This window comes from Pseudomonas sp. SWRI68, from assembly GCF_014269165.1.
Taxonomy (GTDB): Bacteria; Pseudomonadota; Gammaproteobacteria; order Pseudomonadales; family Pseudomonadaceae; genus Aquipseudomonas; species Aquipseudomonas capeferrum.
In genome coordinates this window covers 83,909-110,258 of record NZ_JABWRU010000006.1, presented here as the reverse complement: position 1 = coordinate 110,258, position 26,350 = coordinate 83,909, and the positions used below count along the sequence as shown (strand labels likewise).

Genomic DNA, 26,350 nt, shown 5'->3' with positions numbered 1-26,350 from the left:
GAACTACCGCCATGCCTGCCTTGCTGTCCCCTGCCAATGCTTCCACTACCGACCACCACAAAGTGGTCATCGTCGGTGCCGGTGCCGCCGGTATCGCCACGGCGTCCAGCCTGATCAGCCGTGATCCGTCATTGGACATCGCACTGATCGACCCTGCCGACGTGCACTACTACCAGCCGGGCTGGACGATGGTCGGCGCCGGTGTGTTCAAGGCGCCGAGCACGGCGCGCACCATGGCCTCGACCATTCCCCGGGGTGTGCAATGGATCAAGGCGCGGGTGCAGGGCTTCGACCCGTTGGGCCAGCTGGTCGTGCTTGAGGGTGGCCGCGTCATCAGCTACGAGCAGTTGGTGGTTTGCCCTGGCCTGAAACTCGACTGGCAGGCCATCGACGGCCTGAGCGAGACCCTTGGCCGCAACGGCGTGACCTCGAACTACCGCTATGACCTGGCGCCTTACACCTGGCAGCTGGTGCAAAACCTCAGGCAAGGCCGTGCCCTGTTCACCCAGCCGCCAATGCCGATCAAGTGTGCCGGCGCGCCGCAGAAGGCGCTGTACTTGTCTTGCGATCATTGGTTGCGCCAGGGCCATTTGGGCGATGTGAAAGCCAGTTTCTTCAACGCCGGTGCCGTGCTGTTTGGCGTAGCCGACTACGTCCCTGCATTGATGGCCTATATCGACAAGTACGCCGTGGACCTCAATTACGCCCACCGCCTGGTGGCGGTGGATGGCCCCGGCAAGCGCGCGACGTTCGTGCGTACGTTGCCCGATGGTAGCCATGAAACCCGTATCGAGCCCTTCGACATGCTGCACGTGGTACCGCCGCAAGTGGCGCCCGAATTCATTCGGGAAAGCCCGCTGGCCGATAGCGCAGGCTGGGTCGATGTCGACCCGCAGACCTTGCGCCACCGGAAATTCACCAACATCCATGCCTTGGGCGACGTGGCCAGCACCAGCAATGCCAAGACTGCCGCAGCAGCGCGCAAGCAGGCGCCGGTAGTGGCCAACAATGTGCTGGTGGCGCTGGGCAGGCTGCCTACCCTCGCCCAGTACGACGGCTATGGCTCGTGCCCACTGACCGTCGAGCGCGGCAAGATCGTGCTGGCCGAGTTCACCTATGGCGGCAAGGTGGCGCCGAGCTTCCCGCGCTGGTTGCTCGATGGCCGCCAGCCGACGCGCCTGGCCTGGTTGCTCAAGGCGCGGGTACTGCCACCCTTGTACTGGAAAGGCATGCTCAAAGGGCGTGAATGGCTGGCGCGCCCGCAGCCACTGGTAGCCGAGGCCGGCAAGTGATCGAACATCAACTGTTGGGCGCGGGCCTGGGCGCGATCATTGGTGCGGTGTTGGCATTGACCGGCGCCGGGGGCGGTATTCTGGCGGTGCCACTGCTGGTGTTTGGCCTGGGCCTGTCGATGGTCGAGGCGGCGCCCGTCGGCCTGTTGGCCGTGGGCCTGGCTGCCGCCGTGGGCGCCGTGCTGGGTTTGCGCCAAGGCTTGGTGCGCTACCGGGCGGCGTTGTTCATTGCCCTGATCGGCATCGCGGTCGCCCCCTTTGGTTTGATGCTGGCGCACCGCGTGCCCAATACACCGCTGGTGCTGATATTCGCCTGCGTGCTGGTCTACGCCTGCCTGCGCATCTGGCGCAAGGCCGCCAGGGAGCTGCGCGGCGAAGCTAACGATGCGCACCGCTACATCGAGCCTTGCGTGCTCAACCCATTGCAAGGGCGTTTGCGTTGGACGCTCCCCTGCGCACGGGCCCTGGCATTGACCGGTGCGCTGTCGGGGTTGTTGTCTGGCCTGTTGGGGGTGGGCGGTGGCTTCGTGATTATTCCGGCCTTGAACCGCTACACCAACCTGCGCATGGCCAGCATCGTCTCTACCTCGCTGGCGGTGATTGCGCTGGTGTCCACCGGTAGCGTGGTCAGCGCCAGCCTGGCGGGGGTAATGCACTGGCAGGTTGGTGCCCCCTTTGCGGTCGGCGCGGTGACCGGCTTGCTGCTGGCGCGGCCACTGGCGGCCAGGCTGGCTGGGCCACGCTTGCAACAGATGTTTGCCGTGGCCGGTTGGTTGGCCGCCCTGCTGCTGGCTGGCAAGGTTCTATTGAGCTAACAGCTCGCCCTGTTCGGCGGCACACAGCGCCAGCAGGTAGTCCCACACGACCCGCAGGCGCACTGACTTGTGCAGCTCACGCCGCGTGCAGATCCAGTAACTGCGCTGGATGGTTTCGCTGGGCAGCACACGGACCAGCGTCGGGTCGTGGCGCGCCATGAAGTTGGGCAACACGGCAATGCCAAGGCCTGCGCGTGCGGCTTGTTGCTGGGCGATTACGCTGGTGCTGCGAAATGCCACGCTGGGCGACCGGCAGAAGCTGTTGAGAAACAGCAGCTCCTGGCTGAACAGCAGGTCATCGACGTAGCCGATCCAGCTGTGCCGGGCCAGGTCTTCGCGGGTGCGCAGCGGCGGCGCGCGGTCGAGGTAGGCCTGGCTCGCGTACAGGGCCAGGCGATAGTCGGTGAGCTTGCGGGTGATCAGCAGGTCGGCATTGGGCCGCTCCAGGTGGATGCTGATTTCCGCCTCGCGGTTGAGGATGCTGACGAAGCGCGGTACGGCCACCAGCTCCACCTCAAGGCCCGGGTAGCGCTCGAACAACGCGTTCATGCGCGGGGTGAAGAACATGATGCCGATGCCTTCGGTCACCCCCAGGCGAATCTTGCCCAGCGGGGTGATGGCCTGGGTGATTTCTTCCTGCGCCAGCAAAGCAACGTTTTCCATGGCTTCGGCGTGCTTGAGCAAGGCCTGGCCGGAGGGGGTCAGGTCGTAGCCCTGGGCGTGCTGCACGAACAGGGGCGTGCCCAGGCTTTTCTCGATGCTCTCGATATGCCGGGCTACTGTGCTGTGGGTGGTGTTGAGGCGTTTGGCAGCGGTGAGCAGGCGGCCGCTGCGTTGCAACTCGAGGAAAAACCGCAAATCGTTCCAGTCGAACATGCTGATCCCTGCATCTCGATTACGCGGTCGTTCCCACAATGACCGTGTGCGTTCAATGGTTGTCGCTGTGCTAAAACGCACAGCGGCTGCGCGAAATCTCGTGTTTCCACAGCGAAATTAATCAATAAGATGGTGCGGGACAAGAATAATAATCAGGCGCGAGGTTGCACATGCCATCAGCCGATTCTGTCTTCGACTACGTGGTCGTGGGTGCCGGTCCTGCCGGGTGCCTGCTGGCCAATCGCTTGTCCGCCGACCCTTCCTGCCGCGTGCTGCTGCTTGAAGCGGGTGGCCGTGACAACTATCCCTGGATCCACATCCCCGTCGGCTACCTCTACTGCATCGGTAACCCCCGCACCGACTGGTGCTTCAAGACCGAGGCGCAGAACGGCCTGGGCGGCCGCAGCCTGGGTTACCCACGGGGCAAGGTGCTTGGCGGTTGTTCATCGATCAACGGCATGATCTACATGCGCGGCCAGGCGGCCGACTATGACCGCTGGGCCGAGCAAGGCAACTCAGGCTGGGCCTGGCAGGACGTACTGCCCCTGTTCAAGGCTAGCGAAAACCACTTTGCCGGTGATAGCGAGCACCATGGCGCTGCCGGTGAATGGCGGGTCGAGCGCCAGCGCTACAGCTGGCCGATTCTTGACGCCTTCCGCGATGCGGCCGAGCAAAGCGGCATCGCCAACGTCGACGATTTCAACACGGGTGATAACCAGGGCTGTGGATACTTTCAGGTCAACCAGCGCAGTGGTGTGCGCTGGAATGCGTCCAAGGCGTTTCTGCGGCCAGTGATGGGCCGGCCGAACCTGACGGTGCTGACCGGCGTGGAAGTCGACCAGGTGCTGCTCAACAACACCCGTGCGCGTGCGGTAAAAGCCCGCTGGCAGAATGCCTGGCACGAATTCGCTGCGCGGCGCGAGATCATTCTGTGTGCCGGGGCCGTGGGCTCGCCGGGCATCCTCCAGCGCTCCGGTATTGGCCCGCGCAAATTGCTGGAAGACTTGGGGATCGGCGTGCGCCATGACATGCCTGGCGTCGGTGGCAATCTGCAGGACCACCTGCAATTGCGCCTGATCTACCAGGTCCGCAACACCCGCACCCTCAACCAGATGGCCAACAGCCTGTGGGGCAAGATGGGCATGGGCCTGCGTTATCTGTACGACCGCAGCGGCCCGCTGGCCATGGCCCCCAGCCAGTTGGGCGCGTTCGTGCGCTCCAGCCCCGAGCACGCCACCGCCAACTTGCAGTACCACGTGCAGCCCTTGTCGCTGGAGCGCTTCGGCGAGCCGTTGCACCGCTTCCCGGCATTCACCGCCTCGGTGTGCAACCTTCGGCCGCTCAGCCGCGGGCGCATCGACATCGGTGCTGCAGATATGCACAGCGCGCCACGGATCGACCCCAACTACCTCAGTGACCCTGAAGATTTGCGGGTTGCCGCCGACGCCATCCGGATCACCCGGCGCATAGTCCAGGCCCCTGCCCTCGCCGCGTTCGCGCCACAGGAATACCTGCCGGGCGCAGCCCTGCAAAGTGAAGAGGACCTGTTCGAGGCCGCTGGCAAGATCGGTACCACCATCTTCCACCCTGTGGGCACCTGCCGCATGGGCAGCGGCCCACTGGATGTTGTGGATAACCAGCTGCGGGTGCACGGCATACCCGGCCTGCGTGTGGCGGATGCCTCGATCATGCCGCAGATCACCTCCGGCAATACCTGTTCACCCACCCTGATGATCGCCGAGAAGGCGGCGCAACTTATCCTCAAAGGAGCCGCAACCCAGACCTACCTAAACGAAGACGCAATACCGACGCCCTGACCCGGGTGCGTGCAACACCGGCAGCTTGCGGTCGGAAGCTGCCGACAGTGGAACAAAAAGAATAATCACTGTGGCCTGTGGGCCGAGGACAGCAACGATGTCGGATTACATCCAAGAGCAGGGTGCGACGGCCAGCGGCACCAGCCGTCGCGAAGAACGAAAGATCATTTTCGCGTCATCCCTCGGGACGGTTTTCGAGTGGTATGACTTTTTTCTCTATGGCGCGCTGGCAGCGGTCATCAGCAAGCAGTTCTTTGCTGGGGTCAACGACACCACGGCCTTCATCTTTGCCCTCATGGCCTTCGCCGCCGGCTTCCTGGTTCGCCCCTTCGGCGCGCTGGTGTTCGGCCGGCTGGGCGACATGATCGGGCGCAAGTACACCTTCCTGGTGACCATCGTGCTGATGGGCCTGTCGACCTTTGCCGTCGGCCTGCTGCCAACCTATGCCAGCATCGGCATCGCGGCACCGATCATCCTGGTGATCCTGCGCATGCTGCAGGGGCTGGCGCTGGGCGGTGAGTACGGCGGTGCGGCAACCTACGTGGCCGAGCATGCGCCGCAAGGCAAGCGCGGCTTCCATACCGGCTTCATCCAGTCCACCGCCACCCTTGGCTTGCTGCTGTCGCTGCTGGTGGTGTTGGGCAGCCGCTACATCAGTGGCGACCAGTTCGAAACCTGGGGCTGGCGCCTGCCGTTCCTGCTGTCGATCTTCCTGCTGGCGATCTCCACCTGGATCCGCATGAGCATGCACGAGTCGCCGGCCTTCGTGAAAATGAAGGCCCAGGGCAAGATCAGCAAGTCGCCGATCCGTGAATCGTTCACCTCCTGGCCGAACCTCAAGGTGGTACTCACCGCCCTGTTCAGCATCAACGCTGGCCAGGCGGTGACCTTCTACACGGCGCAGTTCTACGTGCTGTTCTTCATGACCCAGATGCTCAAGATGGACCCCGCCCAGGCCAACACCCTGCTGATCATCAGTGTGGTGATCGGGGCGCCGTTCTTCGTGTTCTTCGGTTGGCTGTCGGACCGCATCGGGCGTAAGCCGATTCTGATGCTGGGCCTGTTGCTGGCGACCGTGCTGTACTTCCCACTGTTCAAGGCGCTCAGCCATTACGCCAACCCACAGATCGACGCCGCCAGCCGTCAGGCGCCGATCGTGGTCACCGCCGACCCGCAGGGCTGCACCTTCCAGTTCGACCCGGTCGGCAAGGCGCGTTTCGACAGCCCGTGCGACAAGGTCAAGACGTTCCTGGTCAAGCAGGGGCTGCCGTACAGCTCGGTGAGCGTGGCCGGCAGCGAGGTGGTGGTCAACATTGGCGACAAGACCATCAACGGTTTCGACGAAACCGCCATGCGTTCGGCGATCGAGCAGGCGGGGTACCCGGCCAAGGCTGACCCGGGGCAAGTGAACCAGGTGATGGTGGTGGTACTGATCGTGGCGATGATCCTGATCGCGACCATGACCTACGGCCCACTGGCGGCGGTGATGGTCGAGCTGTTCCCCACCCGTATCCGCTATACCTCGATGTCCCTGCCCTATCACATCGGCAACGGCTGGTTCGGTGGCTTCCTGCCGACGGTGTCGTTCGCACTGGTGGTGTATACCGGGGATATCTTCTACGGGCTGTGGTACCCAGTGCTGGTGACCGGCATCAGCCTGGTGGTAGGGATCTTCTGCCTGAAGGAAACCAAGGACGTGGATATCGACAAGGTTTGAGGGGGAGAAACGCCCATAAAAAAACCGGCTTAAGCGCCGGTTTTTTTATGCCCTCTAAAAACTTATGCACGTTTTTCGCAAATCTGTAACGTGAAGAAATAAACAGCTAATTCAATCACTTAACACGTACTTGCAACAGCTCATTAAAAAACTGCTCACAAGTTATCCACAGAACGTCAGGCCATCTGCTCGTGTGGCTTTTCATCTACTGGTGGCAGCGAGCCCAAGGCCCTTTGCGTGGCCTCGTTCCAGGCGGCCGCGCGGTCGTTGAGCTCGGCGATGGCACGCGGGCCGGTGCCGTTGGCATACATCGGCTCACCGATCACCACCTCGATGGTGCCCGCCCGCTTGCCCCAGCCAGCCTTCGGCCAGAACTTGCCCGCGTTGTGCGCAATGGGCAGCACCGGCAGGCCAGCATTGACTGCCAGCGCGGTACCGCCGCGGGAGAACTTGCCGACGGTGCCGAATGGCACGCGGGTACCTTCCGGGAAAATCAGCACCCATACACCCTGCTTGAGCAGCTCGTCACCTTGGCTGGCGACCTGGCGCAGGGCTTCCTTGGGGTTGTCGCGGTTGATTGCGATCGGCCGCAGCATGGCCATGGCCCAGCCGAAGAACGGCACGTACAGCAGCTCGCGCTTGAGCACTTGGCTGAGCGGCGAGAAGTACTGGGAAAGGAAGAAGGTTTCCCAGGTGCTCTGATGGTTGGACAGGATCACACACGGCTCACTGGGCACGTTTTCGGCGCCGGTGATCTTGTAATCGATGCCAAGGATGGTGCGGCTCAAAAATAACGCGCAACGGCACCAGAACACGTTGATGAACTTGTAACGCCTGGGGAATGACAAGAATGGCGCGACAAAAAAGCTCAGGGTGCACCACAGCAACGAGCTGGTGCCCAGCAGCAGGTAAAAAAGAAAGATTCTGATCGCCTGCAGGATCGACATAGTGGCTTGTACCATTGCGGGCGTGCCCGCCTGAGAAAAATGCGCCCGAAGGCGCACTGTTTAAATTAGTTCTCTGGCGATAGCTGCCAGATCGTCGAAAATCAGTGTAGTTTCAGGGACGCCTTTTTCCAGGGTCCGCTCACCCTTGCCGGTTTTCACCAACACAGGTCGTGCACCGACGGCCAGGGCGGCCTGAAGGTCACCTTGGCTGTCGCCGACAAACCACACGCCGCCCAGGGCGGCCTGGTAATGCTCGGCAATTGCCAGCAGCATGCCCGGCTTGGGCTTGCGGCAAGCGCAGCCCTCGTCCGGCCCATGCGGGCAATACACGATATGGCCCACTTCACCGCCCTGCTCGGCCACCAACGCACGCAGGCGCGTGTGCATGGCCTCCAGGGTATCCAGCGAGTAGTAGCCACGGGCAATGCCGGACTGGTTGGTGGCCACGGCCACCGTCCAGCCCGCCTTGCTCAACTGCGCGATGGCCTCGACCGAGCCGGGGATGGGGACCCACTCTTCCAGCGACTTGATGTAGGCGTCGGAGTCGTAGTTGATCACCCCGTCACGATCGAGAATCAGCAGTTTCAAGGCTTACCCCAGCAGCGAGATGTCGGCTACACCCAGGAACAGACCGCGCAGGCGGCTGAGCAGGGCATAACGGTTGGCGCGGACCTTGGCGTCCTCGGCATTGACCATCACCGCCTCGAAGAAGGCGTCGACCGGGTCACGCAGGGCAGCCAGGCGGGCCAGCGACTCGCTGTACTGGCGTGCGGCAGCCATCGGTTGCACAGCCTGGTCGGCCTGCTGGATGGCCGAGTACAGGGAGAACTCGTTGGCATTGTCGAAGTACTTCGGCTCGACCTGTTCGGCGATGGCGCCCTCGGCCTTGCTCAGCAGGTTCGATACGCGCTTGTTCACCGCCGCCAGGGCTTCGGCTTCCGGCAGTTTGCGGAAAGCCTGCACGGCTTGCACGCGCTGGTCGAAGTCCAGGGCAGAGCCCGGCTTCAGGGCACGTACCGACAGGTAGGTGGCGACGTCGATGCCTTCGTCTTCGTAGCGCGCACGCAGGCGGTCGAAGATGAACTCCAGCACCTGCTCGGCCAGGCCAGCGGCCTTGACCTTGGCGCCGAACTGCTTGACCGCGAATTCGGCGGCACCGGTCAGGTCCAGGTCCAGCTGCTTCTCGATCAGGATGCGCAGCACACCCAGTGCGGCGCGGCGCAGGGCGTACGGGTCTTTGCTACCGGTAGGCAGCATGCCGATACCGAAGATGCCGACCAGGGTGTCGAGCTTGTCGGCGATGGCCACGGCAGCACCGGTCAGGGTCTGCGGCAGTTCAGCGCCAGCGCCACGCGGCATGTACTGCTCGTTCAGGGCCATGGCGACGTCTTGCGGCTCGCCATCGTTGAGCGCGTAGTAGTAACCGGCAACACCCTGCATTTCAGGGAATTCGCCGACCATCTCGGTGGCCAGGTCGCACTTGGACAGCAGGCCGGCGCGGCCGGCGCGCTGGGCATCCCCGCCAATCAGTGGCGCGATGAATGCGGCCAGCTTGGAAACGCGTTCGGCCTTGTCGTAGACGGTGCCCAACTGAGCCTGGAACACCACGTTCTTGAGGCGCTCGTTGAAGGTTTCCAGCGGCTGTTTCTTGTCTTGCTTGAAGAAGAACTCGGCGTCGGTAAGGCGTGGGCGCACGACCTTCTCGTTGCCTTCGACGATCTGCTTCGGGTCGCGGCTTTCGACGTTGGCCACGGTAATGAAGCGCGGCAGCAGCTTGCCTTCGCTGTCCAGCAGGCAGAAGTACTTCTGGTTGTCCTGCATGGTGGTGATCAGGGCTTCTTGCGGCACGTCGAGGAAACGCTCCTCGAACGAGCACACCAGCGGCACTGGCCACTCGACCAGGGCGGTCACTTCGTCCAGCAGCGCGGGCGGCACGATGGCGCTGCCTTCCTGCTGCATGGCCAGTTCCGCAGTGCGTTTGGCGATCAGCTCGCGGCGCTCGGAGAAGTCGGCCAGCACGTAGGCTTTGCGCAGGTCTTCAACGTAGTTGGCCGGGGTGGTGATGACCACGTTTTCCGGGTGATGGAAACGGTGCCCGCGGGATTCACGGCCGGCTTGCTGGGCAAGGATGGTGCAGTCGACGACCTGGTCACCGAGCAGCATCACCAGCCACTGGGTCGGGCGCACGAACTCTTCGCGGCTGGCGCCCCAGCGCATGCGCTTGGGGATCGGCAGGTCGTTGAGCGAGTCTTCGACGATGGTCGGCAGCAGGCCGAGGGTGGCCTTGCCCGGGATGTGCTGGGAGAAGCGCAGCTTGGCGCCGCTCTGGTCGATCTCGGCCAGCTCGACGCCGCACTTCTTGGCGAAGCCCAGGGCGGCCTGGGTCGGGTTGCCTTCGGCGTCGAAGGCCGCCTGGCGGGGCGGGCCATCGATATTGATGCTGCGGTCAGGCTGCTGCACGTCGAGCTGGCGGATCAGCACGGCCAGGCGGCGCGGCGCGGCGTACACCGACTTGGCGGCGTAGTTCAGGCCTGCGGCCTGCAGGCCTTTCTCGATACCGGCCAGGAAGGCGTCGCCGAGGGTGGCCAGGGCTTTGGGTGGCAGCTCTTCAGTGCCCAGTTCTACCAGGAAATCTTGAGCACTCATTGTGCAGCCTCCAGCTTAGCCAACACTTCGTCACGCAGTTCAGGGGTCGCCATCGGGAAGCCCATGCGTGCGCGGGCTTGCAGATAGCTTTGCGCCACGTCCCGGGCCAGGGTACGTACACGCAGGATGTAGCGCTGGCGCTCGGTCACCGAGATGGCGCGGCGGGCGTCGAGCAGGTTGAAGGTGTGCGAGGCCTTCAGGACCATTTCGTAGGTCGGCAGCGGCAGCTCCAGCTTGATCAGGCGGTTGGCTTCGCTTTCGTAGAAATCGAACAGCTCGAACAGTTTCTCGACGTTGGCGTGTTCGAAGTTGTAGGTCGACTGCTCCACTTCGTTCTGGTGGAACACGTCGCCGTAGGTGACCTTGCCGAACGGGCCATCGGCCCAGACCAGGTCGTAGACCGAGTCGACGCCCTGGATGTACATGGCCAGGCGTTCCAGGCCATAGGTAATCTCACCGGTGACCGGGTAGCACTCGATGCCGCCGACCTGCTGGAAGTAGGTGAACTGGGTCACCTCCATGCCGTTCAGCCAGATTTCCCAGCCCAGGCCCCAGGCGCCGAGGGTCGGCGATTCCCAGTTGTCTTCGACGAAACGGATGTCGTGGACCAGCGGATCCAGGCCGATGGCTTTCAGCGAGCCGAGGTACAGCTCCTGGAAGTTGGCCGGGTTCGGCTTGAGCACTACCTGGAACTGGTAGTAGTGCTGCAGGCGGTTTGGGTTTTCGCCATACCGCCCGTCGGCAGGGCGACGGCTAGGCTGCACGTAGGCGGCGTTCCAGGTCTCTGGGCCAACGGCGCGCAGGAACGTGGCGGTATGGAAAGTGCCGGCGCCTACTTCCATATCGTAGGGCTGAAGCACCACACAACCTTGAGCTGCCCAGTAGTTCTGCAGGGCGAGGATCAGGTCTTGGAAGGTACGCACGGCTGGCGTAGGCTGGCTCACGAAATTCACCTGTATCTGGGGATGCGGATGTAAAGAGCGGGAGTATAACCTGATTCGCCTCGCCCTCTACTCATTGGAGCCTTATGCCACGCTGCTTTTGGTGTACCGACGATCCGTTGTACCAGGCCTACCACGACCAGGAATGGGGAACACCGCAGCGTGATCCGGCGTTGCTGTTCGAGATGCTTTTGCTCGAAGGGTTCCAGGCTGGGCTGTCATGGATCACGGTTTTGCGTAAACGCGAGCGCTATCGCGAGGTGCTGCACGGCTTCGATCCGTTGAAGTTGTCGCAGATGAGCGATGAACGCATCGAAGCGCTGATGCTCGACGCCGGCATCATCCGCAACCGCCTCAAGCTCAAGGCCGCCCGGCGCAACGCCCAGGCCTGGCTGGCTGTGGATAACCCCGCCGAGTGGCTCTGGTCGTTTGTCGGCGGCAAGCCCAAGGTCAATCATTTCGTGGGCCGCAGCGACGTGCCGGCGGTCACCGACGAAGCCAAGGCGATGAGCAAGGCCTTGCAAAAAGCTGGCTTCACCTTTGTTGGCCCGACCATCTGCTACGCCTTCATGCAGGCCACCGGCATGGTCATGGACCACACCACCGATTGTGATCGCTACGCCGCCTTGGCGCGCTGAAGGGGTACAATGCGCGCCTTGCTGAAATAAGGAATTCGCCTGTGGAAAAGTTCAAGGGCGCCCTGATGGTCGGGGTGCTTCGACTGTTCGCCAAGTTGCCCTGGGGCGCGGTACAGCGCGTCGGCGCCGGTATCGGCTGGCTGATGTGGAAGGTCCCGAACGGGTCGCGCAACGTGGTGCGTATCAACCTGGCCAAGTGTTTCCCCGAGATGGACCCGGTCGCGCGTGAGCAGCTGGTTGGCCATGCGCTCAGAGATATCGGCAAGTCCTTCGTCGAGAGCGCGTGCGCCTGGATCTGGCCACCGCAGCGTTCGCTGGAGCTGGTCAAGGAAGTGCAAGGCCTGGAAGTGCTGGAGCAGGCCCTTGCCTCGGGCAAGGGCGTGGTCGGCATCACCAGCCACCTGGGTAACTGGGAAGTGTTGAACCACTTCTACTGCAACCAGTGCAAACCGATCATCTTCTACCGCCCGCCGAAACTGAAGGCCGTGGATGACCTGCTGCGTGAGCAGCGGGTGCAAATGGGTAACCGCGTCGCGCCTTCGACCAAGGAAGGCATCCTCAGTGTGATCAAGGAAGTGCGCCGCGGTGGGCAGGTGGGCATCCCAGCCGACCCGGAGCCGGCGGAATCGGCCGGGGTGTTCGTGCCGTTTCTCGGTACCCAGGCGCTGACCAGCAAGTTCGTGCCGAACATGCTGGCCGGTGGCAAGGCGGTAGGGGTGTTCCTGCATGCGCTGCGTCTGCCGGATGGCTCTGGGTTCCGGGTGATTCTGGAAGCGGCGCCTGAAGCGATGTACAGCACGGATGTGACCGAATCGGCGGCGGCCATGAGCAAGGTGGTCGAGCGGTATGTGCGCGAGTACCCGAGCCAGTACATGTGGAGCATGAAGCGCTTCAAGAAGCGCCCGGCCGGTGAGCCGCGCTGGTATTGAGATTTTTTGGGGGCGCTTTGCGCCCCATTCGCGGGGCCAGCCCGCTCCCACAAGTCCTGCGCAGCCTGAGGGTCACTCTGTACCTTGTGGGAGCGGGCTTGCCCCGCGAATGGGCTGCAAAGCAGCCCCGGCAATTTCAGACTTTATTCAGCTTCTTGAGGAACACCGCCATCTCTTTCTCGGCCTGCTTATCCCCATGGGCCTGCGCCGCCACGATCCCGTCCTCCCAGGCCTTGCGCGCCGCCGCCAAATCACCCTGCAACTGATACGCCTTGCCCAGCAGCTTCCACGCCGCCGAATACTTAGGGTCCTGCTCCACGCACCGTGCCAGGTGCACCGCCGCCTCAGCCCCGTTGCCCTCATCCAGCCAGGCTTTGCCCAGGCCAAATCTCAGCAGTGGGTTATCCACACCCTTGGCCAGCATTTTCTCCAGCGACTCGCGCATGCCCACTTCTCCTAGAAGAAACTCAAGCCGACGTGGAACAGCTTCTCCACATCCCGAATGTGTTTTTTATCCACAACGAACAGAATCACGTGGTCACCCGACGCGATCATCGTGTCGTCGTGGGCAATCATCACCTCTTCGTCGCGGATGATCGCGCCGATCGTGGTACCCGGTGGCAGGGCGATGTCTTCAATGGCCTTGCCCACCACCTTGCTCGATTTCGAATCGCCGTGCGCCACGGCCTCGATGGCCTCGGCCGCGCCGCGGCGCAGGGAGTGCACGCTGACGATGTCGCCACGCCGCACGTGCGCCAGCAAGGTGCCGATGGTGGCCAACTGCGGGCTGATGGCGATGTCGATTTCACCGCCCTGCACCAGGTCCACGTAGGCCGGGTTGTTGATGATGGTCATCACCTTGCGCGCACCCAGGCGCTTGGCCAGCAGCGACGACATGATGTTGGCCTCGTCGTCGTTGGTCAGGGCCAGGAAGATGTCGGCGTCGGCGATGTTCTCTTCGAGCATCAGGTCTTTGTCTGACGCACTGCCCTGTAGCACCACGGTGCTTTCCAGGGTGTCGGAGAGGTGGCGGCAGCGGGCCGGGTTCATCTCGATGATCTTCACCTGGTAGCGGCTTTCGATGGCCTCGGCCAGGCGCTCGCCGATCTGCCCGCCACCGGCGATCACCACACGCTTGTTGGTCTCGTCGATGCGCCGCAGCTCGCCCATCACCGCGCGAATGTCTTTTTTCGCGGCGATGAAGAACACTTCGTCATCGGCCTCGATCACGGTGTCACCGCGTGGGGTGATCGGCCGGTCACGGCGGAAGATTGCCGCCACGCGGGTGTCCACATTGGGCATGTGCGCGCGGATCTGGCGCAGCTGCTGGCCCACCAGTGGGCCGCCGTAGTAAGCCTTGACCGCCACCAGTTGCGCCTTGCCTTCGGCGAAGTCGATCACCTGCAAGGAGCCCGGGTGCTCGATCAGGCGCTTGATGTAGTTGGTCACCACCTGCTCGGGGCTGATCAGCACGTCCACCGGGATGTGGTCGTTGTGGAACAGCTCTTCGCGGGTCAGGTAGGCTGATTCGCGTACCCGGGCGATCTTGGTCGGCGTATGGAACAGCGAATAGGCGACCTGGCAGGCCACCATGTTGGTCTCGTCGCTGTTGGTCACCGCCACCAGCATGTCGGCGTCGTCGGCGCCGGCCTGGCGCAGCACCGTCGGCAGCGAGCCGCGGCCCTGCACCGTGCGGATGTCCAGACGGTCGCCGAGGTCGCGCAGGCGCTCGCCGTCGGTGTCGACCACGGTGATGTCGTTGGCCTCGCTGGCCAGGTGCTCTGCCAGCGTACCACCCACCTGCCCTGCGCCGAGGATGATGATCTTCATCCGCTACTCCCTGAACCGTTGTGCTTATCCGCGTGAAGCGGCGATTTTGATCAGCTTGGCATAATAGAAACCGTCGTGGCCGCCTTCCTGGGCCAGCAACTGGCGGCCGTGGGGCTGGCGCAGGCCGGCCTCGGTGGCCAAGTCCAGCTCACGGGCGCCCGGAGTGCGGGCGAGGAACGCCTCGATCACCTCGGTGTTTTCGGTCGGCAGGCTCGAGCAGGTGGCGTAGAGCAGCATGCCGCCTACTTCCAGGGTTGGCCACAGGGCATCGAGCAGCTCGCCTTGCAGCATGGCCAGGGCCGGAATGTCGTCGGCCTGGCGGGTCAGCTTGATGTCCGGGTGGCGGCGGATCACGCCGGTGGCCGAGCACGGGGCGTCGAGCAGGATGCGCTGGAAGGGTTTGCCGTCCCACCAGCTGGCGGTGTCGCGGGCATCACAGGCGATCAGTTCGGCGTCCAGTTGCAGGCGCTCGAGGTTCTCGCGCACGCGGGTCAGGCGCTTGGCCTCCAGGTCGATGGCCACCAGGTGTGCAAGGCCGGCCTCGGCTTCGAGCAAATGGCAGGTCTTGCCGCCCGGGGCGCAGCAGGCGTCGAGCACGCGTTGGCCGGGGGCCAGTTCGAGCAGGTCGGCAGACAATTGCGCGGCCTCGTCCTGCACGCTCACCCAGCCTTCGGCGAAGCCCGGCAGGCTGCGCACATCACAGGGCTCATTCAGCACGATACCGTCGCGGCTGAACTGGCAGGCGCTGGCGCCGACGCCGGCCTCTGCCAGCAAGGCCAGGTAGGCATCGCGGCTGTGGTGGCGGCGGTTGACCCGCAGGATCATCGGCGGGTGGGCGTTGTTGGCGGCGCAGATGGCTTCCCATTGCTCTGGCCAGAAGGCTTTCAGCGCTTTCTGCAGCCACCGAGGGTGTGCAGTGCGTACCACCGGGTCGCGCTCCATGCCGGCGAGCAGCGCTTCGCCTTCACGCTGGGCGCGGCGCAGCACGGCATTGAGCAGGGCCTTGGCCCACGGTTTTTTCAGCTTGTCGGCGCAGCCTACGGTCTCGCCGATGGCGGCGTGTGCCGGAATGCGCGTGTAGAACAGCTGGTACAAGCCGACCAGCAGCAGTGCCTGCACATCGGCATCGGCGGCCTTGAACGGCTTTTGCAGCAACTGCGCGGCCAACAGGTCGAGGCGCGGCTGCCAGCGGGCGGTGCCGAACGCCAGGTCCTGGGTCAGGCCACGGTCGCGTTCATCGACCTTGTCCAGTTGCGCCGGCAACGAACTGTTCAGCGAGGCCTTGCCGCTGAGCACAGCGGCAAGGGCACGGGCGGCGGCCAGGCGTGGGTTCATTGGCCAAGCACCTTGCCGTTGGCGAACTTCTCGCGGCGGCTGTTGAACAGGTCGCTGAAGTTCAGCGCCTTGCCGCCGGGCAGTTGCAGGCGGGTCAGGCTCAAGGCTTGATCACCACAAGCGACCTCCAGGCCATCCTTGCTGGCAGACAGGATCTCGCCGGGGGCGCCCTTGCCTGTGGACAACCTGGCCGCCAGCACCTTCACGCTTTCGCCGTCCAGGGTGCTATGGCACACCGGCCACGGGTTGAAGGCACGGATCAGGCGCTCCAGCTCCACGGCCGGGCGGCTCCAGTCGATGCGTGCTTCGTCTTTGTTCAGCTTGTGTGCGTAGGTGGCCAGGGTGTCGTCCTGGACTTCACCTTGCAGCGTGCCGTCGGCGAGGCCAGCGATGGCCTGTAGGACGGCCGGTGGGCCCATTTCGGCGAGGCGATCATGCAGGGTACCGCCGGTGTCTTCGGCGCTGATCGGGGTGACCACCTTGAGCAGCATCGGCCCGGTGTCCAGGCCGGCTTCCATGCGCATCACGGTTACGCCGCTCTCGGCGTCACCGGCTTGCACTGCACGCTGGATCGGCGCTGCACCGCGCCAACGTGGCAGCAGCGAGGCGTGGCTGTTGATGCAGCCCAGGCGGGGAATATCCAGCACGGCCTGGGGCAGGATCAGGCCGTAGGCGACCACCACCATCAGGTCGGGCTTGAGCGCGGCGAGTTCTGCCTGGGCATCGGCATTGCGCAGGGTCGGCGGTTGCAGCACCGGGATGTCGTGGGCCACGGCCAGGGCCTTGACCGCGCTCGGCATGAGCTTCTGGCCACGGCCGGCGGGGCGGTCTGGCTGGGTGTAGACGGCCACGATCTCATAGGGGCTGTCGAGCAGTGCCTTGAGGTGTTCGGCGGCAAACTCTGGAGTGCCTGCGAAGACGATGCGCATGGAGTTCTCGCTGCAAAAAAGAAGAAGGCTTGCCGGAGCAAGCCTTCTGGAAGGTGGGGATCAGGCGTTCTGGCGGTGCTGCTTTTCCAGCTTCTTCTTGATTCGGTCGCGTTTGAGCGTGGACAGGTAGTCGACGAACAGCTTGCCGTTGAGGTGATCGAACTCGTGCTGCACGCACACGGCCAGCAGGCCTTCGGCTTCGAGCTCAAAGGGCTTGCCGTCGCGGTCCAGGGCTTTGACGCGCACCCGCAGAGGGCGGTCGACGTTCTCGTAGAAGCCAGGCACCGACAGGCAGCCTTCCTGATACTGGCCCATGTCGTGGGTCAGCTCTTCGACCACCGGGTTGATGAAAACCCGTGGCTCGCTACGGTCTTCGCTCAGGTCCATCACCACAAGCTGTTTGTGGACGTTGACCTGGGTCGCCGCCAGGCCGATGCCAGGCGCCTCGTACATGGTTTCAAACATGTCGTCGATCAGCTGGCTCAGGGCGTCGTCGAACACCGTCACCGGTTTGGCGATGGTGCGCAGGCGCGGGTCCGGGAATTCGAGAATGTTCAAGATGGCCATAAGGTCGGGCAGTCACTGTGCGTTCGGTTGAAAACTGAACACACATAATAAAGGTAATCGGCGATTTCGGCACCTGGCAAGCTCGTCTAGGGTGTCTATGGGCTTGATAGCGTCCGATTAATGGACAGCTTTTCAAAGTGTTACCCACAAACTTATCCACAGGTTGTGCCACGTAAATGGCCCTGTTTCGATCAAGGATGATCCCGATGCCGACCCCCCACTCGTCGCTTTGCCCGCCTGCCGAACTGGAAGCGCGATTACGCCTGCACCGCCTTCCCGAGACCGGGCTGCGTCGTTTTCACACCTTGCTGCAAGCCTTCGGCAGCGCCTCTTCAGCGCTGAGTGCGCCGGCCGGCGCCTGGCGAGCGCTGGGCATGGCGCAGGCCACCATCGACGCGCGGCGCAGCGCCGAAGTACGCGACGGCGCACTGGCTGCGATGGCCTGGCTAGAGCATCCCGGCCAGCATTTGCTGATGTGGGACAGCCCTGGCTACCCTGCGTTGCTGGGTGAAATCGACGATCCACCGCCGCTGCTTTTCGTCGCCGGTGACCCTGCTTTGCTTGAGCGGCCACAGCTGGCAATTGTGGGCAGCAGGCGTGCTTCACCCCCCGCGCTCGACACCGCCAGGGCATTTTCCCGATACCTGTCGCAGGCCGGTTTCACCATTACCAGTGGGCTGGCGTTGGGCATCGACGGTGCCGCTCATCGGGCTGCTCTGCAGGCTGGCGGGGGGACGATCGGTGTACTCGGCACGGGCTTGCAAAAACTTTATCCACAGCGCCACCGCGAGCTTGCCCAGGCGATCATCGACAGCGGTAGCGCACTGGTTTCCGAGTACCCGCTGGATGCCGGGCCGCTGCCGGGCAATTTTCCACGGCGCAATCGCATCATCAGCGGTTTGTCGCTGGGCGTGCTGGTGGTGGAGGCGAGCCTGGCCAGTGGTTCGTTGATAACCGCGCGGCTGGCGGCCGAGCAGGGCCGCGAGGTTTACGCCATCCCCGGTTCGATCCACCACCCAGGGGCCAAAGGCTGCCACCAGTTGATCCGTGACGGCGCGCTCTTGGTGGAGAGCGTGGAACAGATTCTGGAAAGCCTGCGAGGCTGGCAGAACCTGCCCCCTGCGATAGTGGACGAATATGACCACCCCCTGCTTGCTCTGCTGCATGCCGCACCACAGACTACCGAAAGCCTGGCCCATTGCAGCGAGCAGCCGCTGGCCGACGTGCTGGCGCAACTGACCGAACTGGAGCTGCAAGGCCAGGTCAGCAATGAAGCGGGGCGTTGGTTTGCCCGTGCGGGCTAAGTACACTGCGCGCAAGCAAGGTTTATAGGCGGAGAGAGAGAAATGGTGAGCAGTTTTCGTGTGCAACAAGCCGCACGTGAGATCCGGGCGGGCGCGGTGATTGCCTACCCGACTGAAGCGGTCTGGGGCCTGGGCTGCGACCCGTGGAACGAGGACGCGGTGTACCGCCTGCTGGCGCTCAAGTCGCGGCCTGTGGATAAAGGCCTGATCCTGGTCGCCGACAACATCCGCCAGTTCGACTTCCTGTTCGAGGATTTCCCCGAGGACTGGATCGACCGCATGGGCAGCACCTGGCCTGGCCCTAATACCTGGCTGGTGCCGCACCAGGACCTGTTGCCCGAGTGGGTGACGGGTGAGCACGACACGGTGGCGCTGCGGGTCAGCGACCACCCGCAGGTGCGTGAGTTGTGTGCATTGGTTGGGCCGTTGATTTCCACCTCGTGCAACCCCGGCGGGCGCCCGGCGGCGAAGACCCGGTTGCGGGTGGAGCAGTACTTCCATGGGCAGTTGGATCTGGTACTGGGCGGGGCGCTGGGCGGGCGGAAGAACCCGAGTGTGATTCGCAACCTGGCGACTGGCGAAGTCGTTCGTCCGGGCTAAATTGCCAAGCGCCAATACACCTCCTTGTGGGAGCGGGCTTGCCCCGCGAAGCGCCGCGCGGGCGGCGCTCGATATTCGCAACACCACAAAAACCAAGGCAGGCACTTGGTCGCTTCAACGCAGCCTTCTCAATCATGGCAACAAAACAGTCGACCCCACAGTCCGCCGCGCCGACAACTCCGCCTGCGCCTTGGCCGCTTCACCCAACGGATACCGTTGCTGGATATCCACAACCACCTCGCCACTCGCGATCACCGCAAACAGGTCATCGGCCATGGCCTGGGTGTTCTCGGCATTGTTGGCATAACTGGCCAAGGTCGGCCGGGTGACATACAGCGAACCCTTCTGCGCCAGGATCCCCAGGTTCACCCCGCTCACCGCGCCGGAGGCATTGCCAAAGCTCACCATCAACCCGCGCGGTTGCAGGCAATCGAGCGAGGTCAGCCAGGTGTCGGCACCCACACCGTCATACACCACCGGGCATTTCTTGCCGTCGGTCAGCTCCAGCACCCGCTTGGCCACGTCTTCACGGCTGTAGTCGATGGTTGCCCATGCTCCCAGCGCCTTGGCCCGCTCGGCTTTCTCGGCAGAGCTGACGGTACCGATCAGCTTGGCCCCGAGCGCGTTGGCCCACTGGCAAGCCAGGGAACCCACGCCACCCGCAGCGGCATGGAACAGGATCACGTCGCCCGGCTGCACGGCATAGGTCTGCTTGAGCAGGTATTGCACGGTCAGCCCCTTGAGCATCACCGCCGCCGCCTGCTCGAAACTGATGTTATCCGGCAGCTTGACCAGGTTGGCCTCCGGCAGCGTATGCACCTCGCTGTAGGCACCCAGCGGCCCGCCGCCATAGGCTACGCGGTCACCCACTTTCAGGCGGGTAACGCCCTCGCCCACCGCCTCGACCACGCCTGCACCCTCGGTGCCCAGGCCTGACGGCAGTGCAGGCGGCGCGTACAGGCCATTGCGGAAATAGGTATCGATGAAGTTCAGGCCGATCGCATGGTTACGCACGCGGACCTGCTGTGGCCCGGGCGGGGCGGGTTCGAACTCTACAAGCTGCAGAACTTCCGGGCCGCCATGCTGGCTGAACTGGATACGCTTGGCCATCTCGCACTCCTGTTGTCGGGATTGGTAACAGCCCTCTATCGGACGCCTTTGCTTGATCGCCGTCAACTGCGGCGCGTCGGCCGCCGGTGGTATGCTACGCGGCGAATTCTTCTCTGCCCGCTCCAGGTGACCCGATGACCAGCCGCACCGAGGCCGTGAAAGCCTACCTGCTCGACCTGCAAGACCGCATCTGCTCCGCCCTCGAAACCGAGGACGGCGGCGCCCGCTTCGTCGAGGACGCCTGGACGCGCGAAGCCGGTGGCGGGGGCCGTACGCGGGTGATCGGTGACGGTAAGTTGATCGAGAAAGGCGGGGTCAACTTCTCTCACGTGTTCGGTACCGGCCTGCCGCCTTCGGCCAGTGCCCACCGCCCGGAACTGGCTGGCCGTGGCTTCGAGGCCCTGGGCGTGTCGCTGGTGATCCACCCGCACAACCCGCACGTGCCCACCTCTCACGCCAATGTGCGGTTCTTCATCGCCGAAAAAGAGGGTGAAGAGGCCGTGTGGTGGTTCGGCGGCGGCTTCGACCTGACCCCGTACTATGGCAATGAAGAAGACTGCATCCACTGGCACCGCGTGGCCGAGCAGGCCTGTGCGCCGTTTGGCGCCGACGTTTATCCGCGCTACAAAGCCTGGTGCGACCGCTACTTCCACCTCAAGCACCGTGGCGAACCGCGTGGCATCGGCGGGCTGTTCTTCGATGACCTGAACGAGTGGGACTTCGACACCTGCTTCGCGTTCATCCGCGCCATCGGCGACGCCTACGTCGAGGCCTACCTGCCGATCGTCCAGCGCCGCAAGGACACGCCCTACACCGCCGAGCAGCGTGAGTTCCAGGAGTACCGCCGCGGCCGCTACGTGGAGTTCAACCTGGTCTATGACCGGGGCACCTTGTTCGGCCTGCAATCGGGTGGGCGTACCGAGTCGATCCTCATGTCGCTGCCACCGCAGGTACGCTGGGGCTACGACTGGAAGGCCGCGCCCGGTAGCGAAGAAGCGCGCCTGACCGAGTACTACCTGCAAGATCGCGACTGGCTCGCCCAGTAAGCCTGTGGATAACCGAGGAACCCACCATGGACCAGTACGTCGTTTTCGGTAACCCCATCGGCCACAGCAAGTCGCCGCTGATCCACCGCCTGTTCGCCGAACAGACCGGCCAGGACCTGGAGTACGCCACCCTGTTGGCGCCGCTGGACGAGTTCAGCGATTGTGCCTACGGCTTCTTCAAACAAGGCAGAGGCGGCAACGTCACCGTGCCGTTCAAGGAAGAAGCCTACCGCCTGTGCGACAGCCTGACCCCACGTGCCCAGCGGGCGGGGGCGGTGAATACCCTGAGCAAGCTGGCTGACGGCACGCTGCAGGGTGACAACACCGACGGTGCTGGCCTGGTACGCGACCTGACGGTGAATGCCGGCGTGCAGCTGGCGGGCAAGCGGATTCTCATCCTTGGCGCGGGTGGCGCGGTACGTGGCGTGCTGGAGCCGATCCTGGCGCACGGCCCCGAGTCGCTGGTGATTGCCAACCGCACGGTGGAAAAGGCCGAGCTGCTGGCCCACGAGTTCGATGAACTCGGGCCGGTGGTGGCCAGTGGGTTTGCCTGGCTGCAGGAACCGGTGGACGTGATCATCAACGCCACCTCGGCAAGCCTGGCGGGCGAGATGCCGCCGATTGCCGCAAGCCTGGTCGAGGCGGGGCGTACGGTTTGCTATGACATGATGTATGGCAAGGAGCCTACGCCGTTTTGCCAATGGGCCACCGACTTGGGGGCGGCCAAGGTGCTGGACGGGCTGGGGATGCTGGCTGAACAGGCGGCGGAAGCGTTCTTTATCTGGCGTGGGGTGCGCCCGGATACGGCGCCGGTGCTGGCTGAATTGCGCAGGCAGTTGGCGCGGGGTTGAGGTTTTGGGGCCTTAAAGCGGCCCCAGTCATTCTTCAAACCGGATCGGACACAACGCCACCCCCTCCAGCTTCTGCAATTCCTCGACCACCTGCGGCCGCGCCCGCTGCAAGGTCAAACTACCCCCCGCACGCCGCAATCGCCGGGCCTCGCGGTGCAACATATCCACACCGGAGTAATCGATGAAGTTCACCTGCCGCGCGTCGATCACCACATGCGGCCCCTGGCAGCGTTGCAGGCGCACCTGCAGGTAATGCGCCGCGCCAAAGAAGATCGACCCGCCCACCCGCAGCACATCGGCCTGCCCTTCCCGGCTCTGCTGCACCCGTGGCCGTGAAGTGCGCTTGAGGTAGAAGAACAGCGAAGCCAGCACCCCGGCGTAGATCGCCGTTTGCAGTTCCAGCAGCAAGGTCGCGGCGGCGGTCAGGGCCATGACCAGGAATTCCGAGCGGCTGACCCGGAACAGCGCGCGAATACCCCGGTGATCCACCAACCCCCAACAGATCAGCAGAATGCTGCCCGCCATGGCCGGGATCGGCAGATGGGCGATCAGCCCCGCGCCTGCGACGGCAAACACCGCGACCCACAGCGCCGAGAACACCCCCGCCATAGGCGACCTGGCACCTGCGTCGTAGCTCAGGCCCGAGCGGGTGAAAGAGCCTGATGAAAGGTAGCCGGAGAACCACGCACCGACGATGTTCGACAGGCCTTGGGCGCGGATCTCCTGGTCGGCGTCGATCAGCTGTTCGGAGCGCGAAGACAGCGACCTGGCGATCGACAGGCTGGTGACCAGGCCGAGCATACCCACGGCCACCGCGGTCGGCAGCAGCCGCAGCATCAGCTCAAGGTCCAGCAACGGCAGCGGGCTCAAGGGCGGTAATTGGCCGGTGAAGGCCGGCACCCTCGGCACATGGCCAAAGAAGCCAGGCAGCAACCAGGCCAGCAGGCTGACCAGGATCAGGCTGATCAACAAGCTTGGCCAGCGCGGCCGCCACAGCTTGAAGCCCACGCCGATGAGCACCGTGGCCAGGCCCAGCATCAGCGATGGCAGGTCAACCTCACCGGCGTGGCTGGCCAGGTCCTGGACGGTTTTCAAGGCCGTGGCCTGGCTCGGCAGGTCCATGCCCAGCAGATTGGGCAACTGGCCGAGGGCGATGACGATGGCGGCACCCAAGGTGAAGCCGAGCACCACCGAGTGGGAGACGAAATTGACCAGCGCGCCGAACCGTAGCAGGCCGAGCAAAAGCTGGAAGATGCCAGCAATGAAGGTCAGCAGCAGAACCAGCGTGACGTAGTCGGCACTGCCGGGCACCGCCAAGGGGCTGACACTGGCGTACAGGACAATGGAGATGGCGGCAGTCGGGCCGCAGATCAGGTGCCAGGAAGAGCCCCACAGGCAGGCGATGAGCACCGGGACGATGGCGGCGAACAGGCCGTATTCGGCAGGCAGGCCGGCAATCAGGGCGTAGGCGATGGATTGTGGCAAGGCGAGGATGGCACCGCTCAGGCCCACCAGCAGGTCCTGACGCAGGCTGCGGCCCGATTGGCGGGGCAGCCAGGTGAGGAAGGGCAGCAGGCGGTGAAGACGGTGCATGGCTTATTCAAATCCCGGGGGTTGTACCCGCCCCTGTCGGAGCGGGTGAGTGTGGTTGTCTGAATTACAATTTGGCTTTGACGGCCTCGTTTGCATCGCCACCGGCCTTGCTGGTTACCCCGGCCAGCCACCCTTCCAGAACCTCGGGATGCGCCTTGACCCACGCCTTGGCCGCCTCGTCGAAGCTGATTTTCTTATCCACAGCCTCGGCCATGATGCTGTTTTCCATGTCCAGGGTAAATCTCAGGTTACCCAGCAGCTTCGCGGTATTCGGGCACGCCTGTGCATAACCTTTGCGAGTCAGGGTGTAGACCTCGCCCTTGCTGCCAAACCACTGCTCGCCGCCCGTGAGGTAGTGCATCTTCAGCTTCACGTTCATCGGGTGTGGTGTCCAGCCGAGAAAGGTGATGAACTGCTGTTTCTTCACGGCGCGGTCCACCTGCGCGAGCATCGCCTGTTCACTCGACTCCACCAGCTTCCACTGGCCGAGGTTGAACGCATTCTTGTCGATGATCTCCTTGAGCGACAGGTTGGCCGGGGCTCCCGAGCCGATTCCGTAGAGCTTCTTGTCGAACTGTTCGGCATGCGTTTGCAGGTCGGCGAAATCCTTCACCCCGGCATTCCACACATAGTCGGGCACCGCGAGGGTGAACTCGGTGCCTTCGAGGTTGCGGGCCAGCTGCTGCACATCACCGGTGGCGACGAACTTGTCATGAAACCCCTGGTGCGCCGGCATCCAGTTGCCAAGGAAGGCATCGACTCGCCCATCCTTGAGGCCACCGTAGATGATCGGCACGGCCAGGCTGTCGATCTTCACCTGGTAGCCGAGGCTTTCCAGCAGCAGGCGGGTGATGGCGTTGGTGGTGGCGATGTCGCTCCAGCCGGGGTCGGCCAGCTTCACGGTGTTGCATTGCGCGTCTTCGGCGTGCGTCGAGGCAGCGCCTAGGCTCAAGGCCAGGGCGAGCACGGCGGTAGAGAACTTTTGCATGGCGGACTCTCTTCTCAATCCAGAGGTGCGGGCTGTGGATAACGGGCCTTGCGCTCGAGGTCGTCGAGATCGATGTGGTTGCGCATGTACTGTTGGCTGGCGTCCACCAGCGGTTGGTGGTCCCAGCTCTTCAGCTTGCCGATGGCCAGGGCCTCGGCCACCAGGCGACGGCGGCGCTGGCTGGCCAGCACCTGCTGGCGCAGGGTGGGGATGTCCCAACGTTGCCGGGCTTCATCGACAAATGCCTGCAGCAGCGCCTGATGGTCCGGGCTGCCGGTGAGGTTCTCCCGCTCGTACGGGTCGCGGCTCAGGTCATAGAGTAGCCATGGGTCGTCTTCGCTGTACACGAACTTGTACGGGCCGCGGCGGATCATCATCAGCGGGCCGACCGTACCCTCGGCCATGTATTCACCGATCACCTCGTCGTGGCCGCCCTGCCCTTGCAGGTGGCCAAGCAGCGAGCGTCCGTCCAGCTGCAGCGAGTTGTCCACAGTGCCGCCGGCCAGTTCGACCAGGGTGGGCAGCAGGTCGCAGGTCGAGACCGAGGCGCTTACCCGTGCCGCTGCAAAGCGCTTGGGCGCGTGAATCAGCAGTGGCACCCGTGCCGACATCTCGAACCAGTGCATCTTGTACCAGAGGCCGCGTTCGCCAAGCATGTCGCCGTGGTCGCCGGAGAACACGATCAACGTGTCCTCTGCCAGGCCGCATTCCTCAAGGGTTTGCAGCAGTTGGCCAATGTTGTCGTCGATGTAGCTGCAGGCGCCGAAGTAGGCACGCCGGGCATCGCGGATCTTGTCCACAGGCAGCGGCTTGTCCCACAGGTCGTAGACCTTGAGCAGGCGTTGCGAATGCGGGTCCTGCTCGTGCTGGCCGAGCTCGGCGCGGGGCATGGGGATATCCACACCCTCGTAGCGGTCCCAGTAGCGCTTGGGGATGGTGTAGGGGTCGTGGGGGTGGGTCATGGACACGGTCAGGCAGAACGGCCGGCCATCGTTTTCGCGCACATGGTCGTAGAGGTACTGGCGGGCTTTGAACACCACTTCTTCGTCGAAATCCAGTTGGTTGGTGCGCACGCAGGGGCCGGCCTGCAGTACTGAAGACATGTTGTGGTACCAGCTCGGGCGCTCGTCGGGTGCATCCCAGTTCACCGCCCAGCCGTAGTCGGCCGGGTAGATATCGCTGGTCAGCCGTTCTTCATAGCCATGCAACTGGTCCGGGCCGCAGAAGTGCATCTTGCCGGACAAGGCGGTGCGGTAGCCCAGACGACGCAGGTAGTGGGCGTAGGTTGGCACATCGGCAGGGAAGTCGGCGGCGTTGTCGTAGGCGCCAATGCGGCTGGGTAACTGGCCGCTGACCAGGGTGAAGCGCGAGGGCGCGCACAGCGGGCTGTTGCAGTAGGCCGAGTCGAACACCACCGCCTGCGCGGCGAGGCGGCCGAGGTGTGGCATCTGGAGGGGCGAAGGGGCGTAGATCGGCAGCAGGGGCGCGGCCATCTGGTCGGCCATGATGAACAGGATATTCGGGCGCGTCATGGTTGGTTTCCATCGTTGAAGGTTATGCGAACCGCTTGCCTATCAAG

Annotated in this window: 24 protein-coding genes; 10 read left to right on the top strand and 14 right to left on the bottom strand. The window is 63.8% G+C overall.

What is annotated here, in order from left to right; translation table 11 throughout:
- Nucleotides 1-11: 11 nt before the first annotated feature.
- Both HU770_RS11470 and HU770_RS11465 read left to right on the top strand, forming a co-directional pair.
- Nucleotides 12-1,292, top strand: a complete 1,281-nt coding sequence (locus tag HU770_RS11470; RefSeq protein WP_186655447.1) for an FAD/NAD(P)-binding oxidoreductase — start codon at nucleotides 12-14, stop codon at nucleotides 1,290-1,292.
- The gene (locus HU770_RS11465; protein WP_186655444.1) at nucleotides 1,289-2,107 is read left to right on the top strand and encodes a sulfite exporter TauE/SafE family protein; all 819 of its coding nucleotides are present in this window, start codon (nucleotides 1,289-1,291) and stop codon (nucleotides 2,105-2,107) included. Before HU770_RS11470 ends, HU770_RS11465 begins: the two co-directional genes overlap by 4 nt.
- Here HU770_RS11465 and HU770_RS11460 read toward each other — a convergent pair.
- On the bottom strand, nucleotides 2,096-2,983 hold the full coding sequence (locus tag HU770_RS11460) for a LysR family transcriptional regulator (RefSeq protein WP_186655441.1): 888 nt from the start codon (nucleotides 2,981-2,983) through the stop codon (nucleotides 2,096-2,098). The genes HU770_RS11465 and HU770_RS11460 overlap by 12 nt on opposite strands.
- Before the next feature lie 170 nt (nucleotides 2,984-3,153).
- On the opposite strand from HU770_RS11460, the gene HU770_RS11455 reads away from it, so the two are divergent.
- The gene (locus HU770_RS11455) at nucleotides 3,154-4,800 is read left to right on the top strand and encodes a GMC family oxidoreductase N-terminal domain-containing protein (protein ID WP_186663692.1); all 1,647 of its coding nucleotides are present in this window, start codon (nucleotides 3,154-3,156) and stop codon (nucleotides 4,798-4,800) included.
- Nucleotides 4,801-4,897: 97 nt separating this feature from the next.
- The gene (locus HU770_RS11450; RefSeq protein WP_033702451.1) at nucleotides 4,898-6,517 is read left to right on the top strand and encodes an MFS transporter; all 1,620 of its coding nucleotides are present in this window, start codon (nucleotides 4,898-4,900) and stop codon (nucleotides 6,515-6,517) included.
- Between the two features lie 176 nt (nucleotides 6,518-6,693).
- Here HU770_RS11450 and HU770_RS11445 read toward each other — a convergent pair whose 3' ends face one another.
- From HU770_RS11445 to glyQ, 4 genes are read right to left on the bottom strand one after another with little or no spacing between them, the layout of a single operon-like run.
- Nucleotides 6,694-7,479 carry a lysophospholipid acyltransferase family protein gene (locus HU770_RS11445; protein WP_033702452.1) on the bottom strand — a complete coding sequence of 262 codons (786 nt, stop codon included), beginning with the start codon at nucleotides 7,477-7,479 and terminating at the stop codon, nucleotides 6,694-6,696.
- 45 nt (nucleotides 7,480-7,524) lie between these two features.
- On the bottom strand, nucleotides 7,525-8,052 hold the full coding sequence (gmhB, locus tag HU770_RS11440; RefSeq protein ID WP_047582464.1) for a D-glycero-beta-D-manno-heptose 1,7-bisphosphate 7-phosphatase: 528 nt from the start codon (nucleotides 8,050-8,052) through the stop codon (nucleotides 7,525-7,527).
- Nucleotides 8,053-8,055: 3 nt separating this feature from the next.
- Nucleotides 8,056-10,110, bottom strand: a complete 2,055-nt coding sequence (gene glyS / locus HU770_RS11435; RefSeq protein ID WP_095063962.1) for a glycine--tRNA ligase subunit beta — start codon at nucleotides 10,108-10,110, stop codon at nucleotides 8,056-8,058.
- Nucleotides 10,107-11,054 (bottom strand): glycine--tRNA ligase subunit alpha, encoded by a 948-nt coding sequence (gene glyQ, locus HU770_RS11430; protein WP_033702456.1) that lies wholly within the window; start codon nucleotides 11,052-11,054, stop codon nucleotides 10,107-10,109. Before glyQ ends, glyS begins: the two co-directional genes overlap by 4 nt.
- An 83-nt stretch (nucleotides 11,055-11,137) precedes the next feature.
- Here glyQ and HU770_RS11425 point away from each other — a divergent pair, with 83 nt between their 5' ends.
- Nucleotides 11,138-11,689, top strand: a complete 552-nt coding sequence (locus HU770_RS11425; protein WP_033702457.1) for a DNA-3-methyladenine glycosylase I — start codon at nucleotides 11,138-11,140, stop codon at nucleotides 11,687-11,689.
- 41 nt (nucleotides 11,690-11,730) lie between these two features.
- On the top strand, nucleotides 11,731-12,618 hold the full coding sequence (locus HU770_RS11420) for a lysophospholipid acyltransferase (protein WP_033702458.1): 888 nt from the start codon (nucleotides 11,731-11,733) through the stop codon (nucleotides 12,616-12,618).
- Between the two features lie 136 nt (nucleotides 12,619-12,754).
- Here the strand turns inward: HU770_RS11420 and HU770_RS11415 are convergent, their stop codons facing one another.
- The 5 genes from HU770_RS11415 to def are packed head-to-tail and all read right to left on the bottom strand — an operon-like array spanning nucleotide 12,755 to nucleotide 17,279.
- The gene (locus HU770_RS11415) at nucleotides 12,755-13,063 is read right to left on the bottom strand and encodes a tetratricopeptide repeat protein (protein ID WP_008096550.1); all 309 of its coding nucleotides are present in this window, start codon (nucleotides 13,061-13,063) and stop codon (nucleotides 12,755-12,757) included.
- Between the two features lie 11 nt (nucleotides 13,064-13,074).
- Nucleotides 13,075-14,448, bottom strand: coding sequence for a Trk system potassium transporter TrkA (gene trkA, locus HU770_RS11410; RefSeq protein WP_033702460.1), 1,374 nt, complete (start codon nucleotides 14,446-14,448; stop codon nucleotides 13,075-13,077).
- Between the two features lie 24 nt (nucleotides 14,449-14,472).
- Nucleotides 14,473-15,783 (bottom strand): 16S rRNA (cytosine(967)-C(5))-methyltransferase RsmB, encoded by a 1,311-nt coding sequence (gene rsmB / locus HU770_RS11405; RefSeq protein ID WP_186663691.1) that lies wholly within the window; start codon nucleotides 15,781-15,783, stop codon nucleotides 14,473-14,475.
- A complete protein-coding gene (fmt, locus tag HU770_RS11400) occupies nucleotides 15,780-16,712 on the bottom strand; it encodes a methionyl-tRNA formyltransferase (RefSeq protein WP_186663690.1) in 933 nt (310 codons plus the stop codon). The genes rsmB and fmt overlap by 4 nt, the downstream gene beginning before the upstream one ends.
- Before the next feature lie 60 nt (nucleotides 16,713-16,772).
- Entirely contained in the window at nucleotides 16,773-17,279 is a 507-nt protein-coding gene (def, locus tag HU770_RS11395; RefSeq protein ID WP_033702463.1) for a peptide deformylase, read from the bottom strand.
- A 206-nt stretch (nucleotides 17,280-17,485) separates the two neighbouring features.
- Here def and dprA point away from each other — a divergent pair, with 206 nt between their 5' ends.
- Together dprA and HU770_RS11385 are read left to right on the top strand one after the other, a co-directional pair.
- Nucleotides 17,486-18,583, top strand: a complete 1,098-nt coding sequence (dprA, locus tag HU770_RS11390; RefSeq protein ID WP_186663689.1) for a DNA-processing protein DprA — start codon at nucleotides 17,486-17,488, stop codon at nucleotides 18,581-18,583.
- Nucleotides 18,584-18,625: 42 nt separating this feature from the next.
- Entirely contained in the window at nucleotides 18,626-19,183 is a 558-nt protein-coding gene (locus tag HU770_RS11385) for an L-threonylcarbamoyladenylate synthase (protein ID WP_033702465.1), read from the top strand.
- A 132-nt stretch (nucleotides 19,184-19,315) separates the two neighbouring features.
- Here HU770_RS11385 and HU770_RS11380 read toward each other — a convergent pair whose 3' ends face one another.
- Nucleotides 19,316-20,293: an NADPH:quinone reductase gene (locus HU770_RS11380; RefSeq protein WP_186663688.1), complete on the bottom strand. Its 978-nt coding sequence runs from the start codon at nucleotides 20,291-20,293 to the stop codon at nucleotides 19,316-19,318.
- A gap of 134 nt (nucleotides 20,294-20,427) precedes the next feature.
- On the opposite strand from HU770_RS11380, the gene hemF reads away from it, so the two are divergent.
- Together hemF and aroE are read left to right on the top strand one after the other, a co-directional pair.
- Complete coding sequence (hemF, locus tag HU770_RS11375; RefSeq protein WP_033702467.1) at nucleotides 20,428-21,339, top strand: oxygen-dependent coproporphyrinogen oxidase; 912 nt, start codon at nucleotides 20,428-20,430, stop codon at nucleotides 21,337-21,339.
- Between the two features lie 26 nt (nucleotides 21,340-21,365).
- The gene (aroE, locus tag HU770_RS11370) at nucleotides 21,366-22,190 is read left to right on the top strand and encodes a shikimate dehydrogenase (protein ID WP_033702468.1); all 825 of its coding nucleotides are present in this window, start codon (nucleotides 21,366-21,368) and stop codon (nucleotides 22,188-22,190) included.
- 27 nt (nucleotides 22,191-22,217) lie between these two features.
- Here aroE and HU770_RS11365 read toward each other — a convergent pair whose 3' ends face one another.
- The 3 genes from HU770_RS11365 to betC all read right to left on the bottom strand — a co-directional run bounded on the left by HU770_RS11365 (nucleotide 22,218) and on the right by betC (nucleotide 26,303).
- Entirely contained in the window at nucleotides 22,218-23,783 is a 1,566-nt protein-coding gene (locus HU770_RS11365; protein ID WP_186663687.1) for a SulP family inorganic anion transporter, read from the bottom strand.
- A gap of 64 nt (nucleotides 23,784-23,847) precedes the next feature.
- The gene (gene choX, locus HU770_RS11360) at nucleotides 23,848-24,771 is read right to left on the bottom strand and encodes a choline ABC transporter substrate-binding protein (RefSeq protein WP_186655405.1); all 924 of its coding nucleotides are present in this window, start codon (nucleotides 24,769-24,771) and stop codon (nucleotides 23,848-23,850) included.
- A 14-nt stretch (nucleotides 24,772-24,785) separates the two neighbouring features.
- Entirely contained in the window at nucleotides 24,786-26,303 is a 1,518-nt protein-coding gene (betC, locus tag HU770_RS11355; protein ID WP_186663686.1) for a choline-sulfatase, read from the bottom strand.
- Nucleotides 26,304-26,350: the final 47 nt, after the last annotated feature.

Excerpts from the sequence above, each read along its gene's own strand:
- hemF (WP_033702467.1), top strand. The coding sequence starts at position 20,428 with ATGACCAGCCGCACCGAGGCCGTGAAAGCCTACCTGCTCGACCTGCAA.
- HU770_RS11455 (WP_186663692.1), top strand. The coding sequence starts at position 3,154 with ATGCCATCAGCCGATTCTGTCTTCGACTACGTGGTCGTGGGTGCCGGT.
- aroE (WP_033702468.1), top strand. The coding sequence starts at position 21,366 with ATGGACCAGTACGTCGTTTTCGGTAACCCCATCGGCCACAGCAAGTCG.
- dprA (WP_186663689.1), top strand. The coding sequence starts at position 17,486 with ATGCCGACCCCCCACTCGTCGCTTTGCCCGCCTGCCGAACTGGAAGCG.
- betC (WP_186663686.1), bottom strand. The coding sequence starts at position 26,303 with ATGACGCGCCCGAATATCCTGTTCATCATGGCCGACCAGATGGCCGCG.
- HU770_RS11365 (WP_186663687.1), bottom strand. The coding sequence starts at position 23,783 with ATGCACCGTCTTCACCGCCTGCTGCCCTTCCTCACCTGGCTGCCCCGC.
- glyS (WP_095063962.1), bottom strand. The coding sequence starts at position 10,110 with ATGAGTGCTCAAGATTTCCTGGTAGAACTGGGCACTGAAGAGCTGCCA.
- HU770_RS11415 (WP_008096550.1), bottom strand. The coding sequence starts at position 13,063 with ATGCGCGAGTCGCTGGAGAAAATGCTGGCCAAGGGTGTGGATAACCCA.
- HU770_RS11385 (WP_033702465.1), top strand. The coding sequence starts at position 18,626 with ATGGTGAGCAGTTTTCGTGTGCAACAAGCCGCACGTGAGATCCGGGCG.
- trkA (WP_033702460.1), bottom strand. The coding sequence starts at position 14,448 with ATGAAGATCATCATCCTCGGCGCAGGGCAGGTGGGTGGTACGCTGGCA.
- fmt (WP_186663690.1), bottom strand. The coding sequence starts at position 16,712 with ATGCGCATCGTCTTCGCAGGCACTCCAGAGTTTGCCGCCGAACACCTC.
- HU770_RS11450 (WP_033702451.1), top strand. The coding sequence starts at position 4,898 with ATGTCGGATTACATCCAAGAGCAGGGTGCGACGGCCAGCGGCACCAGC.
- HU770_RS11425 (WP_033702457.1), top strand. The coding sequence starts at position 11,138 with ATGCCACGCTGCTTTTGGTGTACCGACGATCCGTTGTACCAGGCCTAC.
- rsmB (WP_186663691.1), bottom strand. The coding sequence starts at position 15,783 with ATGAACCCACGCCTGGCCGCCGCCCGTGCCCTTGCCGCTGTGCTCAGC.
- HU770_RS11460 (WP_186655441.1), bottom strand. The coding sequence starts at position 2,983 with ATGTTCGACTGGAACGATTTGCGGTTTTTCCTCGAGTTGCAACGCAGC.
- HU770_RS11380 (WP_186663688.1), bottom strand. The coding sequence starts at position 20,293 with ATGGCCAAGCGTATCCAGTTCAGCCAGCATGGCGGCCCGGAAGTTCTG.
- HU770_RS11470 (WP_186655447.1), top strand. The coding sequence starts at position 12 with ATGCCTGCCTTGCTGTCCCCTGCCAATGCTTCCACTACCGACCACCAC.
- HU770_RS11445 (WP_033702452.1), bottom strand. The coding sequence starts at position 7,479 with ATGGTACAAGCCACTATGTCGATCCTGCAGGCGATCAGAATCTTTCTT.
- choX (WP_186655405.1), bottom strand. The coding sequence starts at position 24,771 with ATGCAAAAGTTCTCTACCGCCGTGCTCGCCCTGGCCTTGAGCCTAGGC.
- def (WP_033702463.1), bottom strand. The coding sequence starts at position 17,279 with ATGGCCATCTTGAACATTCTCGAATTCCCGGACCCGCGCCTGCGCACC.